This is a genomic window from Brevibacillus formosus (genome assembly GCF_003013405.1).
Classification (GTDB): Bacteria; Bacillota; Bacilli; order Brevibacillales; family Brevibacillaceae; genus Brevibacillus; species Brevibacillus formosus.
Window position 1 is genome coordinate 52,702 of the sequence record NZ_PXZL01000021.1, and the last position, 14,448, is coordinate 67,149.

General features: G+C 47.9%; 11 protein-coding genes and 1 pseudogene. 6 read left to right on the forward strand and 6 right to left on the reverse strand.

The window, feature by feature from the left end; genetic code table 11:
- Position 1: 1 nt before the first annotated feature.
- On the reverse strand, positions 2–1,753 hold the full coding sequence (locus tag C7R91_RS19770) for an ABC transporter ATP-binding protein (RefSeq protein WP_047073415.1): 1,752 nt from the start codon (positions 1,751–1,753) through the stop codon (positions 2–4).
- A 423-nt stretch (positions 1,754–2,176) separates the two neighbouring features.
- On the opposite strand from C7R91_RS19770, the gene C7R91_RS19775 reads away from it, so the two are divergent.
- Positions 2,177–2,602 (forward strand): CHRD domain-containing protein, encoded by a 426-nt coding sequence (locus tag C7R91_RS19775; RefSeq protein WP_047073414.1) that lies wholly within the window; start codon positions 2,177–2,179, stop codon positions 2,600–2,602.
- 123 nt (positions 2,603–2,725) lie between these two features.
- Entirely contained in the window at positions 2,726–4,084 is a 1,359-nt protein-coding gene (locus tag C7R91_RS19780) for a TrkH family potassium uptake protein (protein ID WP_047073413.1), read from the forward strand.
- A gap of 100 nt (positions 4,085–4,184) precedes the next feature.
- Here C7R91_RS19780 and C7R91_RS19785 read toward each other — a convergent pair whose 3' ends face one another.
- Both C7R91_RS19785 and C7R91_RS19790 read right to left on the reverse strand, forming a co-directional pair.
- On the reverse strand, positions 4,185–5,597 hold the full coding sequence (locus C7R91_RS19785) for a YfcC family protein (protein ID WP_047073412.1): 1,413 nt from the start codon (positions 5,595–5,597) through the stop codon (positions 4,185–4,187).
- A 30-nt stretch (positions 5,598–5,627) separates the two neighbouring features.
- Positions 5,628–6,761 (reverse strand): M20 peptidase aminoacylase family protein, encoded by a 1,134-nt coding sequence (locus C7R91_RS19790; RefSeq protein ID WP_047073411.1) that lies wholly within the window; start codon positions 6,759–6,761, stop codon positions 5,628–5,630.
- Positions 6,762–6,978: 217 nt separating this feature from the next.
- On the opposite strand from C7R91_RS19790, the gene C7R91_RS19795 reads away from it, so the two are divergent.
- Complete coding sequence (locus tag C7R91_RS19795) at positions 6,979–9,078, forward strand: sigma-54 interaction domain-containing protein (RefSeq protein ID WP_047073410.1); 2,100 nt, start codon at positions 6,979–6,981, stop codon at positions 9,076–9,078.
- A gap of 458 nt (positions 9,079–9,536) precedes the next feature.
- Here C7R91_RS19795 and C7R91_RS19800 read toward each other — a convergent pair whose 3' ends face one another.
- The 3 genes and pseudogenes from C7R91_RS19800 to C7R91_RS19810 form a co-directional block, all read right to left on the reverse strand.
- Entirely contained in the window at positions 9,537–10,031 is a 495-nt protein-coding gene (locus C7R91_RS19800) for a GNAT family N-acetyltransferase (RefSeq protein ID WP_047073409.1), read from the reverse strand.
- A 106-nt stretch (positions 10,032–10,137) separates the two neighbouring features.
- Positions 10,138–11,006, reverse strand: a pseudogene (locus C7R91_RS19805) (AraC family transcriptional regulator).
- 82 nt (positions 11,007–11,088) lie between these two features.
- Positions 11,089–12,072, reverse strand: a complete 984-nt coding sequence (locus C7R91_RS19810) for a LacI family DNA-binding transcriptional regulator (protein ID WP_047073408.1) — start codon at positions 12,070–12,072, stop codon at positions 11,089–11,091.
- A 121-nt stretch (positions 12,073–12,193) separates the two neighbouring features.
- Between C7R91_RS19810 and C7R91_RS19815 the strand changes: the two genes are divergently transcribed.
- The 3 genes from C7R91_RS19815 (at position 12,194) to C7R91_RS19825 (ending at position 14,378) form a co-directional block, all read left to right on the forward strand.
- Positions 12,194–12,823 carry a YczE/YyaS/YitT family protein gene (locus tag C7R91_RS19815; RefSeq protein WP_047073407.1) on the forward strand — a complete coding sequence of 210 codons (630 nt, stop codon included), beginning with the start codon at positions 12,194–12,196 and terminating at the stop codon, positions 12,821–12,823.
- Positions 12,824–12,836: 13 nt separating this feature from the next.
- Entirely contained in the window at positions 12,837–13,562 is a 726-nt protein-coding gene (locus C7R91_RS19820; RefSeq protein ID WP_047073406.1) for a hypothetical protein, read from the forward strand.
- Between the two features lie 129 nt (positions 13,563–13,691).
- Positions 13,692–14,378 (forward strand): class I SAM-dependent methyltransferase, encoded by a 687-nt coding sequence (locus tag C7R91_RS19825; protein WP_047073405.1) that lies wholly within the window; start codon positions 13,692–13,694, stop codon positions 14,376–14,378.
- The last annotated feature ends 70 nt before the right edge of the window (positions 14,379–14,448 follow it).

Consider the following 14,448-nt stretch of genomic DNA (forward strand, 5'->3'; position numbering starts at 1 on the left):
TTCACCCGCTTTCTGTCAGCGTCGCTTCAATCTGCTGTTTCTCGAATTGTTCTTTATACCAACCGCCCAGCTCCAATAGCTGTGCATGTGTACCTTCCTCGACGATTCGCCCTTCGTCCATGACGAGAATCCAATCTGCATGCTGGACGGCCGATAAGCGATGTGTAGTGATCAGTGTTGTTTTGCCTGCACGCTCCCGGCGAATATTCGCGATCATCTCCGCTTCGGTTTTGCCATCCACCGCTGACATGGCATCATCGAGAATCAAGATTTCCGGATTGACCAAAAGAGCACGGGCAATCGAGACTCGCTGTTTTTGCCCGCCAGAAAGGGCTACACCTTTTTCACCCACGAGCGTTTGCAAGCCTTCAGGCAGTAATTGCACATCCCGAGCAAATGCGGCCTGCTTCAACACTTCCTGTAATTGTTCTTCTGTTGCCTCGTTGTTCCCAAACAGGATGTTTTCGCGGACTGTCTTCGAGAACAGAATCTGTTCCTGCGGTACATAGCCAATCCAGCTCTTGATGTTATCCAGGCTAATCTGTTCTAGCGCCTCTCCCGAAACACTGATGGCTCCTCGCCCTACCGGAAATTCGCGAAGCAGCTGTCGCACCAGGGTGGATTTCCCGCTTCCCGTACGCCCGACGATTCCTAGCGTTTGCCCTCGACCAAGAGTAAAGGAAACATCCACTAGTTGATCAACCTGCGCAGATGGATAGCGGAATGTCACCGAATCAAACCGAATGACTTCTGGTACTGCCACATGAACCGGTCTGTCGTGATCCGTTACATCGGCTTCGTACGCCAAGGTTTCATTGACCCGATCCAGCGAAGCACTTCCTCTTTGCATCACATTAATCAATTCGCCAATCGCAAACATCGGCCAAATGAGCATCCCGAGATAAACGTTGAACGAGACCAGCTCTCCCAAGGTCAGTTCTCTTTGGAACACGAGGTAGCCACCGTAGATCAAGCCGATCATATAACTGACCCCAACCAATATTTTGACGGTCGGTTCAATCAACGAATCGATTCTCGCCACATCCATATTTTTTTGATACACTTCATGGGTTTTTTGGCGAAAGCGCTCCTGATCCGCCATCTCCTGTACGTAGGCTCGAATCACACGAACGCCAGAGACGGATTCCAGCACACGGTCGTTTAGCTCACCGAATGAGGTTTGTGCGGTAGAAAAACGCTCGTGAATTTTTTTCCCATACTGCTTGATGATATAGGCCATGAACGGCAATGGAAGGATCGCTGCTAAGGTCAGCTTCCAACTGATCAGAAAGCCCATCGTCAGCACAATCGCCCCTGTAAAGGATAACGAGTCTACCATTGTCAAAATTCCGAAGCCTGTCGTCATTGAGACAGCCTTGAGGTCATTTGTCGCTCGTGCCATCAGATCACCGGTACGATTGCGCTGATAAAACGTCGGCGTCATCCGCAAAAAATGCGTCATGAGCTTCGACCGTAACGTCCGCTCCGCCAGAAACGCTCCCCCAAACAGCTGGCGAATCCAGATAAAATTGACCCAATAAATCGCGACAGACAATACGCCGAAAAACAGCAAGATGGATACCAGCCGCTCACCAGTCAGCGTCCCCAGGTGAATCTCATCAATAGCCACCCCGATGATTTTTGGAGGGATAATCTCCAGCAGGCCGCCTAGAATCAATAGCAGAATAGCGACCGTATAACGTTTCCAATGCTCCTTGAAAAACCAATCAAGCTTTGCCAAAACCGAGAACATCTTTTGTTTCTCCCCTCTCTTTAGCTGGGTGGGTGACCTTTTTTAGGGACAAAAAAGACATATCGCCCGTGAGCAACATGCCTTTTCATCAACAAAAATAGAAAAGGCGTAGGCTACAAAAGATAACCTACGCCATGTTAACGAGATCAAAAAAACGATACTACGCTCGTATCAATGGTGGGGTTACGTCATGTATGCCCTTGTATGGATGACCCATGCGTACAATTCTTTTCATGACTAGCCCACCTTTCCATTAATATTTCGAATTTCCAATAAATACATTCTGAACTTTACCATTCTTGCGGATACATTGTCAACTGATCTTTTCGCTAGCCCTTTTTGTACATGCTCAATCCGCGTTGGACAAACGTACAAGCCATGTATGAGCAGTAAAAATATTGTAGAAAGTAGGAGGTGATTACTATGCCATTTAGGTTTCGAGCTTTTTTACGAGGTTCTGAAGAGGTTCCGCCAGTCAGAACAAATGCAACAGGTACTACTAGCTTTCGATTAAGCCAGAATGGACAACGACTCGATTTTCGATTGGTCGTGAACAATTTGCGGAATTTCACGGAAGCTCATATTCATGTGGGGGCCAGAGGAGTAAATGGACCTGTTGTTGTATTCCTGTTTGGTCCTGTAACGCGTGGTATCAGTGTGAATCGGGGTGTTGTGGCTGGTTCCATTACTCAAGCTGATTTGGTTGGTCCGCTGCAGGGCAGACCCCTGTCAGAATTGATTCGGCTCATGAAGAACGGGCAAACGTATGTAAACGTGCACACGACGCAAAATCCGGATGGAGAGATTCGCGGTCAAATTAGACGTGCCCTCCGTCTCAATAAGAGGTAGATGAACGAACACTCCTTGTCTTTGGTGCTACATGCAGACAAGGGGTGTTTTCTTAGTATTTTTGCTTGCGAACTTTTTTTGGTATGATTATCCTCATGAAGCTTATTCAGGAGGCCATTTATTTTGTTATCATCCAATCAAAAGCGTCGATTGACTTCTGTTCAAATCATCGTGTTTGCCTACGTTGGGCTCATCCTGATCTCAGCGTTTCTTCTGTCATTGCCGTTTTTTCACTTGCCGGGAGTCTCTCTTTCTTTTATTGACTCTTTGTTTACCGCGGCGAGTGCCATCAGCGTTACCGGGCTTACTGTCATTACGATTCATGAGGTTTTCAACCAGTGGGGGATTCTCTTTCTTACGTTGCTCTTCCAGGTTGGCGGGGTCGGAATCATGACACTCGGAACGTTCATCTGGATCCTCATGGGTCAAAAAATCGGTCTGGAACAGCGCATCTGGATCGCGACGGACCACAACCGCTCCACGTTGTCCGGTCTGGTCGACCTGATGCGCAATATTCTCGTGATTGCGCTCTTAATCGAGCTAGTGGGAACTATCCTGTTAGGCAGTCATTTTATTTACGCCGGCTACTATGATGACTGGTACACCGCGTTCTACCACGGTTACTTTGCCTCTGTCAGTGCTTTTACGAATGCCGGGTTTGACCTGCACGGAAACTCCATGCTCGACTTTACCCACGATTACGTGTTTCAGACCATCGTGATGATCTTGATTATTTGTGGAGCGATCGGGTTTCCCGTACTCGTGGAGCTGAGAACGTATTTTTCCTATCGCCGTGCAAAAGTTCGTTTCACCTTTTCACTCTTCACCAAGATTACGACACTGACGTTCTTTTCCTTAATCGCCATTGGCGCCCTGCTCATTTTCGTTTTTGAACGAAATCAGTTTTTGGCCGATAAGACCTGGCATGAAATGTTATTCTACTCGTTGTTCCACTCCGTCTCTTCGCGAAGCGGCGGCTTGGCTACGATGGATATCAGTCTCTTGTCGACCACAACACTCATCATGCTCTCCGGGATGATGTTCATTGGCGCCTCGCCGAGCAGCGTGGGCGGGGGGATACGCACTACGACGTTCTTCGTCCTGATTGCCTCGGTTTTTGCCAACATGCGTGGCTACAAGGAAGTAAAAGTGTTCGGAAGAGAGCTTGTTGATGAGGACATTCAACGCTCCTTCACTGTCTTTTTCATCGCGATCGTCCTGGTGTTCACAGCGGTCATGCTGCTCGTCTGGCTGGAGGATTTACCTTTCCAGCACGTCTTGTTCGAGGTCTGCTCTGCTTTCGGTACGACCGGATTGTCTACTGGGATTACGGCTCAGATGGGCATAGGCGGCAAGCTTATCTTGATTATTACGATGATGATCGGACGTATCGGGATTATCAATTTGCTCCTCTTTTTGAAGCGCAATGAACGAATCGTCCGCTACCATTATCCGAAAGAACGCATCATCATTGGTCAATAGAGGAAAGGAAATCCCCCAAAGCTATGTAGCCGTTGGGGGATTTTTTCTAGAATCAAAAAGCTGGCAAGAGTACAAGCCTTTCTTGTCATCGAATGTCGGATTAATACGGGCCCCAGTTAATCAATACCCCGATCACGATAAACACGATGGAGAGAACTGTCCATACCGCTGTGAGCGGGAGCATGAACTTCAGCCATTTTCCATAAGAAATGCCACTCATCGCCAAAATACTCATCAGAACACCTGAGGTCGGGTTAATGCAGTTGACCACACCTTCTCCGAGCATCAAAGCCTCTACTGCTACCTGGCGCGTAATGCCCATCAGGTCAGCCAATGGTGCCAACAACGGCATCAGCATAACGGCTTCACCTGAACCGGACGAAATCAAGAAGTGCAGCCCGGCGCTTCCGAGGAACATCCCAATCGCCCCTGCCATCGGTGAGAGCGGCTCCAGAATGGTAGCGAGCCCGTACACGATGGTATCGAGGAACTTCCCATCTTCCAAAATGACCGTGACCGCTCGTGCCATACCGACAATCAAAGCCCCATAAATCAGTCCCTGACAGCCTTTTAAGAACGTTTTGGCGATATCGTTGCCGCTCATCTTGTTGAGCAAGCCTACTCCGATCGCAATAAAAATAAAGATTCCGGACATCTCGTTTACGTCCCATTTGAACAAGATCGTGCAGACGATAAAACCAATGAGAACGATCCCCGTAAACGCCAAGATCAATTTGTGACGAGTAGTAAAATCAACATTTTTCGTATCTACTTCCATCGTGGTTGAACCACTATCAGAAGGAAAGAGCTCACCCCCCAAGATACTCTTGTTTTGACGAACCTTACGCGCGTAACGCCCGATGTACAGGATGGTGACGATCACAAACGTAACATAAATGATGGTGCGGTAGCCGATACCTGAAAACAGCGGCAGCTCCGCGATTTCTTGGGACAAGCCCAGCGTTCCTGGAAAAGCAATTGTCGTATTGAATCCGGCATACACACCCAGATAAATCAGAGCCACACCGAAAATCGCATCCATTTTCATCGCTCTCGCAATCATGATGCCAAGCGGAACGAAAGCAATGACGGAGTTGACGATGACACCCAACGTACCCAATACCGAAAAGACGGAAGTGATCAAAATAACCAGCAGCCACTCTCTATTTCCCAGTTTTCGGACCATGGTCAGAATCGCTGCGTTGAGTGCACCTGTCTTATCCAAAACAGCTAAAGCACCGCCTGTGAACAAAACGAGGAAGATGATCGGCGCGCCTTTGACCATCCCTGTCTGGATCGCGGTAAAAAACTCGATAAAGCCTGTAGGATTCGGCTCCACCGCATGATAGCTGCCCGGAACAACCGTCGTCACATTGCCGTTTTTTACACGGTCAAATTCTCCAGTCGGGACCACATAGGTAGCCAACGCACATAGAAGTAAGATGCAAAACAAAAGGACGTAGGCGTCTAGCCGAAATAAGCTTTTCTTTTTTAGTTGCTTGCTCTCTGTCATAAGGTAACCCCCTGCGTGTGTAGCGGTTCTCTAAGAATGTTGGGCTGCTTCATAAATCGCAGCTGTCATGATTTTTGCCCCATAAATCAAGGCATCCGTCTGAAAAGTCATCTGTGGATGATGCAGAACAGGTGTGAGCCCACATCCCAGACCAATCATCGTGGTAGCCAGCTCAGGGCGGTGGATCGCGTAAAAATGGAAGTCTTCTCCGCCTGGCGTCACACATATATCGGCAATTTTGTCCTCACCCAGCACTTGCCCAATTGCCTTTTGCGCTACTTGGATCATGTTCGCATTGGCGACCGCAGCTGGTGTGACTCCCGACCATTCCCACTCCACATCCATGCCCATCAAAGCCCCTGTCTGACTCATGGCATGCTCTGTTTTTCTTCGCAATTCTGCCATGCCTTCATTGGACTGGGCACGTACATCGAGGCTAAAGGTCGCTCGATCAGGGATAACGTTTACTGTTTCTCCCCCTGCTTGCAATTGGGTCATCTTCACGGAAAAAGAGCATCCGTCTTGCAGACGAATGTTTTGCAACGCCTGGACCAAAAACGAAGCGGCTTCGATGACATTTTTACCGAGCGCCGGACGTGCTCCGTGTGCTTGCAGACCTGTAATCGTCCCTCTGATGGAGCTAGACGATCCATGCAAAATCGCTGGAGCAGCACTACCATACGGGACTTCCATTTCCGGGCGCAGATGGACGCCGATCAGCTTTGTCACGCCTTCGAGGGCACCATCCTTCATCATCTGCAAGGCTCCGCCCATCTTCTCTTCAGCAGGCTGGAATAGAAAGCGCATCGTTTTCGGCGGCACCGCTCCGCTTGCTTGAATAGCAAGGGCGCTGTAGAGAGCCAGTGTCGAGTGAGCATCGTGTCCGCATGAGTGATTCGGTCTCACTACGCCGTCCACTTCCTGCACGAGTGCATCCATATCCGCTCGCAAAGCCACGATTTCAGCATTCTTCCCAGGAATCTCAGCATAAAAGCCGTGGTGCCCCTCGAAGCGTGTGACGGCAATACCAGCGGCCTCCAAGCGTTCCCGCAAATATCTCGCTGTTTTCTCCTCGTGCCAGCTCGGCTCCGCTAATTGATGCAAATCTTCGTATGTTCGCACTATTTCGTCGCGATGCTCGTCCATGTATAAGAACGGATTCATCCGATTCATCATCCTCCTTGATGTCTCTCTAGTATCTCTTTTTGTTCTACCGAATGTATAGCAATAATTGTGCCAAGACTGTATTGTTATAAAAGTTAAGCATTTCTGAACAATTCCGTATTTTTAGGTTATAATATAGGTTGTTCTTTGTAGATATCCCATCCAATATTTCCACCCAAATCAAAAAGCTATTCGGCAGATATAAAGGAGTCACATCATGATAAAACAGAAACCATGCATCTTGTTGATGACCCGACTGGAGACGATCAGCCTGCTATTTGCAAACACACTCACGTCTTTTTTCGGCAACCGTTTGGACATCATTCGAAACCACATGCAAGAACGGCTTCACCCGAGTGTATACGATGAAGTTGATCTCATCCTCGTTTCGGACACGAGTCTCTTGCACGATCAGCCAGCTCCTCCGTCAGACATCCCCGTGCTGCTAGCAAGGCGCACGATTGACATTAACAAATTGGATCAACTCATGGATTTGACGCCAGGAACTCGCTGTCTCTTTGTTTCCAACTCCATCGAAATGGTAGAAGGCGCGATTGAGCTCTTGTTTCATCTCGGATTTTCTCATCTGACATTTGTGCCGTACGTGCCCGATACCGAGACCCCGCTTCCTGAAAAAGATCAAATAGATGTCGCTGTCTGTCATGGGCTCAGGGAGCTGATTCCTGGTCATTTTGAAAACGTCATTGAATTAGGGCACCGCCCTTTGGATTTGACGACGATCTTTGATATTTCTCGCCTGCTTGACCTGTCTCCGGATAAGGCAAACCTGTACACGGCTGACTTCATCAGTGATTTCGTCCATATCGGGCGCAAGCTGACCAACTCGGTACACAATGAACGGAAGCTAAATGAAAAGCTGAGCTCCATTTTAAATGCCGTTCATGAAGGCATCATTGGCACAGATGCCACTGGGAATATCACTGTGCTGAACAAGGAAGCCGAGAAAATTTTGCATATAACGGAAGCAACCTGCATCGGACGAAATGTAGCGGAGGTCATTCCCGAATTTCTTATTCTAGAGGTAGTAGAGTCACACACAGAAGTAACGAAGCAAGTATTGGAATTCCGCGATTTGTACCTCTTGGTTACCAAGATTCCCACGTTCTTGGATGATCAATTTCTGGGCGCGGTCATTACCTTTCAAGACGTGACGAAGGTACAGCAGCTCGAACAGGAAATACGGACGAAGAGTGCCAATCTCGGACTGATGACCAAGTATTCGTTTGACAATATCATCGGCAAAAGCCCGTCTATTCAGGCCAACAAGCGAGTCGCAACCAAGCTTGCCGAAAGCGACTTTACGATACTCATTACAGGGGAAAACGGAACCGGGAAGGAAGTTTTTGCCCAAGCCATCCATCAACACTCGACACGCCGTGACGGTCCGTTCGTCCCCGTCAATTTTGCAGGGCTGACCGAGAGCTTGGTAGAGAGCGAATTGTTCGGGTACGAGGAAGGTTCTTTTACCGGAGCACGAAAAGGTGGAAAGATGGGGCTATTCGAGCTGGCTCACAACGGGACCATTTTTCTGGACGAGATTGGGGATGCCCCACTCAGCATCCAAGCGTCACTGCTTCGCGTTCTCCAGGAAAAGCAGGTCATGCGCGTAGGGGGCTATCGTGTCATTCCAGTCAACGTCCGCGTCATCGCCGCTACAAATTGCAATCTGATGGAAATGGTCAAAAAAGGGACGTTTCGCGAGGATTTGTACTACAGACTGAACGTCCTGCCGTTGCACATCCAGCCCTTGCGTGATCGTCCAGATGATATTTTGGTGCTAATCGATTATTTTTTGCAGAAAAAAAAGCAGCGTCTGTCCTTCTCCCGAGAAGTGACGGAACAACTACTCCGTTACGATTGGCCAGGCAATATTCGCGAGCTGGAAAATTTCATTCACTATGCAGTCGTCATCGCAGAGGGGAATCAGGTGGAGCTATCTCATTTACCGGAGCGTTTTTTTGTGGGGCATGTCTCTACTCCACCACTTCTCTCTAACCGGAATGATACGTTGGAAGATACAATCCGGTATTTGTCCAGGCAAGGCTCCTTGGTAGATTACGCAGCGATCCTGCAAGTACTGTCCGATTGCTACAAGCGTCAGGAGCGTATTGGGCGCAGCGCCCTGCACGCGAGGATAGAGAGTCCGACCACCTTGACTGAAGCCCAAATCAGGCACAAGCTGACCGTGCTGGACCGCTCTGGATGCGTCTCCATCGGGGTCAAGAAGCAAGGGACGCAGATTACTGCGTTTGGGCAGCAGGTGTTGGCTGCTTTGCTGATTGCAACGAAGGGGTAATCACTGTTGTCTTCCAACGATTGTGGAGCCCGAAGCCCTGCCACATGTTTTCCAGTAGCCTGTATCCTCTCTTCTTTCGGGCGTCTCCTTTCAAACATGTGGCAGGACTTCTTTATAACAATGTTATCTTCATTTTTTAAGCCATTTTGTCAGTGCATACAAAGGAGTTTCATTTATACACTTCTTGAATCACCCTCGAGATGTTAACCAAGGCCACGTAGGAAGAAGTGCATTTCCAGTCCAAGCGCCTTTGGAGCCCTACCCAGCTTCGGAATAAATGGCGGGGAATTTCAGCTTCACCTATGGAATCCTTCAACGAAACTTCTGCGTTTGAAGCGCTCCCGCCATTTACTCCGAAGCGCAGACTGGAAATGCACTTCTTCCCTCCACTACAGCACCGATACCAACATATGAAAAAGCGGAAAGCTTTAGCTCCTCCGCTTTTTTCATGAATCCACCTAAGTAGTCACGATGGACGACTCTATTTTTTCTGGTTCAATCATAGGCAAAATCGGCAGCTCCATCAAATTCCGATGCTTGCCCGGCCCGTAGTAATCCTGTTCAGCATGAGCCAGACGAAAACCATAGGCAGACAGTGCGCGAATAGAGGATGCGTTCGTTTCACTCACCGTAACCTGCACGGTGCGAAGTGTTGGAAACTGGCGCAGGGCTTGCAGTCTGGCTTCGATTAGCCGCTTGCCGATACCTTGGCCTTGAAACTCCTTGCTCACATTGCTGAACAGAAGCCAGCCAGTCGTCTGGTACATATCAATGCCGGCGCAGCTAAAACCGATGAGCTCGCCGTTATAGGTCGCCTTGAAAATCAGCTCAGGAAACAGCTCCATATATTTTTTCAGCTCATGCAAGTTCATTCGATCGGGTAATGTCATATCCGCCAACGTAATCATTTCCGCAAAATCATCTCTTATGACGCGCTCAATCCGCACTTCCACCCTACCCGCCTCCTGTACATTCGCTCTTACATTTACACTGTAGCAAACAGGTATAAAGCTGGAATGGATGGCGTGTGAAGGTCATGTAAAATTCACGAGCCAGTGGCTATTTTATCGGAATATAGATGCTCATCTTTATCGCATCTGGAAAACGAGAGCCCCACACATCTGTCACTTCGAAATCGGGTCCCTCGCCTCTCTGTAATTCGAATTCGGCAACCACGTCCCGTAAATGTACCTGCGTGTGTTTTGCACGAGATCGACCTCCCCGTTCACCTTGAATTCCGCATATTTCCCCGCAGGCAGAACAAGTGAAATGAAGCCCTCTGGCAGTTCTTCTGGAAAGCCTTGCACAGCCTCTCCCACAACAAAGGAAAAGCTACCGTCATCCTCAAATTCGCAGGAGATTCCGTACGACATGTCTGCCGCCGCTTTATTTGGAATCCGCAAAAAATCTTGATTGCTGCCAAACGCTTGATAGAAGCCCAGGATGTCCGTGAAATACTTTTCATCCTGCAAGCTCGTCCGGTATCTGCGCCCAATGATTAAAATTTCGTCCAATGTCGTGATCGTCGGTTTGTTCATCGTGATCTCTCCTTTGATTGTTTGGCGAAAAGTCAAGAAGTCCATTTTGGCTTGGTAGGGCAGCGATCGATTTTCTTTGCGATATCTTCCAGGTGTAATGCCGAACTGCTTCTCGAAAGCGCGAGTCAATGCTTCCTGCGACTGATATTGATAGGTCACAGCAATTTCGAGCACATTGTCACTTGTGTTTTTTAGCGCAAGTGCAGCTTCCGACAATCTGCGCTTGCGAATGTACTCCTGTACGCTGAAGCCTGAGATTGCCTGAAACAGCCGTTGAAAATGAAACGCAGAGAAATGCGCCCTGGAAGCAATATCTGTGATGTTCATTTCTTCCTGAAGATGCTCTTCCACATAATCAATCGCGTCCTGAATCCGCTTGTACGTGTCCATCTTTGACTTCCTTCACCTATTTTTCTTTAGTATGCGGGAGATCACTGGCCTTTTTTTGATCAACTGTGCTATCTTTCAAGATTTACGTCGTCAGTCGCTCTACCAATTCGGGCGTCAGTTCCTTCTCTTCCTTTTTCCCATCCAACTGCTGTCTCCAAATCCGCTCATGCAGCATCTCAAATGCGTATTTTCCCATCAACGTACTGGAGCTGGATACGGTGGTGATCTCTAGTAATTCTCCGATTGGCTGATCATCGCAACCGACTACGGCTAAGTCTTCCGGTACGCGAATCCCCAATCTGCTGGCTTCTTTGATGATCCCTGCCGCTATATGATTGCACGATACGATCATTGCTGTCGGCCGCTCTTCTGTATGCAGCAATTTCCCCACGACATCCTTGCCGTCCTGGATCGTTAAACACTCTTCAAATGACCATTCAGGAGAGGGTGTCACGTCAATCGAACGCAGCTTTTCGTAATAGGCACGTTTGCGATGCTGACTGTTAAAGCTGTTTTTTCTGCCGATGCAATACCCGATCCGGCGATGCCCCTTCTTCATCAGATACTCCATCCCGATCAGAAAGGTTTTGTAGTGGTCGATATGAACACTCGAAACAGATGTGGTATCATTTGCTTCACACGTGATGATAGGTCCGTATCCTGCGTATTCATTGAGCGTTTCACAAGAGCTGGACCTGGAGCACATGATAAGCCCGTCGATTTTTTTATTTTTGAGCAAGTGTAAAATGCTGCGTTCTTGCTCGGGGTTGTTATTCGTTTGGCACACCATCAGCTTGTAATGATGCTGAGCTGCTTCTGCTGCAATGCCTTCGATAATGGAGCTGTAGTATTGGTTGTTGACGAGAGGCAATGTCACACCGATGACCATCGTTTTTCCGGTAGAGAGGTGGACCGCATTGCTGTTTTGAACATAATTTTGTTCTTCAATAATCTTGAGAATCTCCGCGCGTTTTTTCTCGTTCACGTACGGATGGTTGTTAAGCACACGGGAAACGGTTGAAACGGATACGCCTGCCAATTTCGCGATTTCTCTTATGTTAGCCACTCAGATTACTCCTCGAAGTCGGATCAGTACTTATTACATACATCAAAACACATTCCGCTTGCTCTGAAAAGCGTTCCACATATTATGCTCTCCTTATGTAGAATGAAAGGAGTCGTGTTTTGTGATTCGCTTAAAATTTGAATATCTTTTGTTTATCGTAGGCTTATTGATTTTGGCGCTCGGGATCAACATGATGACGACCATTACATCCTTTGGTCTTAGCCCGTATGATTCTTTGTTTATTGCCCTGTATCAAAATTTCGGGATATCGATTGGATTCTGGATGTTTGCCATTAACCTGACCTTTGTCATCATCGTCCTTTTCATGGATCGCAGTTATATTTCTATCGGTGCTATTTTGGTCATGGTGCTGATCTCCCTCTTTGTCGATTTGATCGGGTCCATCGATGCGCTCATGGCTGCTATACGTTCATTGCCGCCACTTCTGACCATGGCACTCGGAAACATTTGTATCGGCAGCGGTATCGGGTTGTATGTATGTACGCAAGTGTGCACAGCTCCCCAAGAGGCATTTGTGCTGGTTATGTCGAAAAGATTAAAGTGGACATTCAGACGGACAGAAATTTTGCTGGCGTGCATGTTTCTTAGCGCTAGCTTCCTGTTAGATGGCCCGATTTATTATGGAACAGTCGTGCTGTCGTTTACGACTGGCTATATTATTCAAGCAGCAATCAACATCGGGAATAAGATGCTTCGTCTCGTCAATCAAACGAAGGGGGCGGAGGCATAATAGGAGGAAAGCCTTGAGAAATTTTCGACCAAAAGTTGTGTGTTCGCTTGCAGTGAGCCTGTTTTTATTGCTTGGCGGTTGCTCCTCTTCCACTGGTCTCGTAAAAGCTGGCGGAAATGTTTTTGCCCAGAGCGAAATTCACAGACTGACCCAAGATCCTGAAAACGTGACGCATTACAAGCCAATGAGTATTCAGGAAATGACACCGCTATTGCCTTCGTCTCTCCAAAGCCGCATCAAGCAAATGGATAAAACGAAGCTGCCTTTTCCTGTCGAAAAAGAGACGGCCTATCTCGTTTCATTCTCCTCAGGCTCCGAAAAAGAAATACGACACCAGCTACAGCTAACATACGGGCAGCATAGCGAAGTCCCAATTACGGAAGACTTTTTCGTCGTACGCATGACAGAGACAGATGAAAACCCCTTGGCCCATGTGAAGCCATCTGCTTCTGGACTGGATTCGTTTGGGAACGTCATGCGCGTTGAGCCTCTGACCGACGCTATCACTTTCTATCATCATATCATCACGACAAACAGCTCTTATGTGTATAACTTTTACAATTATGATGATAAAAATCACGCAGTAAATCTAATTGTCACAAACGCCCATGAGATGGAGTTCTATGATCAAGGAATCTTGTATCATCTCGCGTACCACACCGGAAGCAATCAACTGGACCCTACCCTTCATGATCAGATGGTAGCGCTGGCGAAGAATTTAATTTCTGTCCGTTCCTAAATGAAAAAGAAGGATTCCCCTGTAGCTCATGAGACTTGCAGGAGGAATCCTTTTTCTATCTCTTGACCTTCACGTGGGGTGAAGCTTTACCATATTTCCCAGTACAATCAAGTAACTGGAGGGTGAACAATGCCAAACCACGAACACATTTATAAAAATCAGGCGGAACAGTACGATTTGATGATTTCCAGACAACCAAGTCTGCTCGCTGTCATCGAAGAAATCACCCCTATTAAAGGAAAGGACGTGATCGATCTGGGAGCTGGCTCAGGTAGACTTACATCTGTGCTCGCCCCTCATGCCAAGTCCATCCTTGCTCTCGATGCATCCGCTGCCATGCTAGAAGTGAATGCACAACAGCTGACGCAAGCCGGTCTTTCCAATTGGAAAACCAGCGTAGCGGATCATCGAAATATTCCTGCGGACGATAACAGTGCGGATGTCATCCTAGCAGGGTGGACGGTTTGTTACCTCACCAGTTCTGAAGTTCCCAACAACGAGCTCAATCTTGAAAAGATTATTCAGGAGATGAAACGCGTGCTTCGTCCTGGTGGCATGATCGTCATTATGGAGACGATGGGGACTGGGTATGAAACACCTCATCCACCTGAATTTCTTACACAGTATTATTCCTTGTTAGAAAACAGGCACGGCTTCTCTCACAAATGGATTCGCTTGGACTACCGATTTGCAGACTTGAAAGAAGCAGAACGGCAAGCAAGATTTTTCTTTGGGGACGAACTTGCGGACAGAGTCATTATGGAGAAGCTAGTGACTTTGCCGGAATGCGCGGGGGTTTGGTGGCTGGAGGTATGATTGCAAAAAAGCCATCCTGTTCGGATGGCTTCTTTTATTCCCTGAAAACTGGATCTGCATGATCAGTTGC

Coding starts and splice junctions, on each gene's coding strand:
- C7R91_RS19770 (WP_047073415.1), bottom strand. CDS start 1,753: ATGTTCTCGGTTTTGGCAAAGCTTGATTGGTTTTTCAAGGAGCATTGG.
- C7R91_RS19775 (WP_047073414.1), top strand. CDS start 2,177: ATGCCATTTAGGTTTCGAGCTTTTTTACGAGGTTCTGAAGAGGTTCCG.
- C7R91_RS19785 (WP_047073412.1), bottom strand. CDS start 5,597: ATGACAGAGAGCAAGCAACTAAAAAAGAAAAGCTTATTTCGGCTAGAC.
- C7R91_RS19790 (WP_047073411.1), bottom strand. CDS start 6,761: ATGAATCCGTTCTTATACATGGACGAGCATCGCGACGAAATAGTGCGA.
- C7R91_RS19795 (WP_047073410.1), top strand. CDS start 6,979: ATGATAAAACAGAAACCATGCATCTTGTTGATGACCCGACTGGAGACG.
- C7R91_RS19825 (WP_047073405.1), top strand. CDS start 13,692: ATGCCAAACCACGAACACATTTATAAAAATCAGGCGGAACAGTACGAT.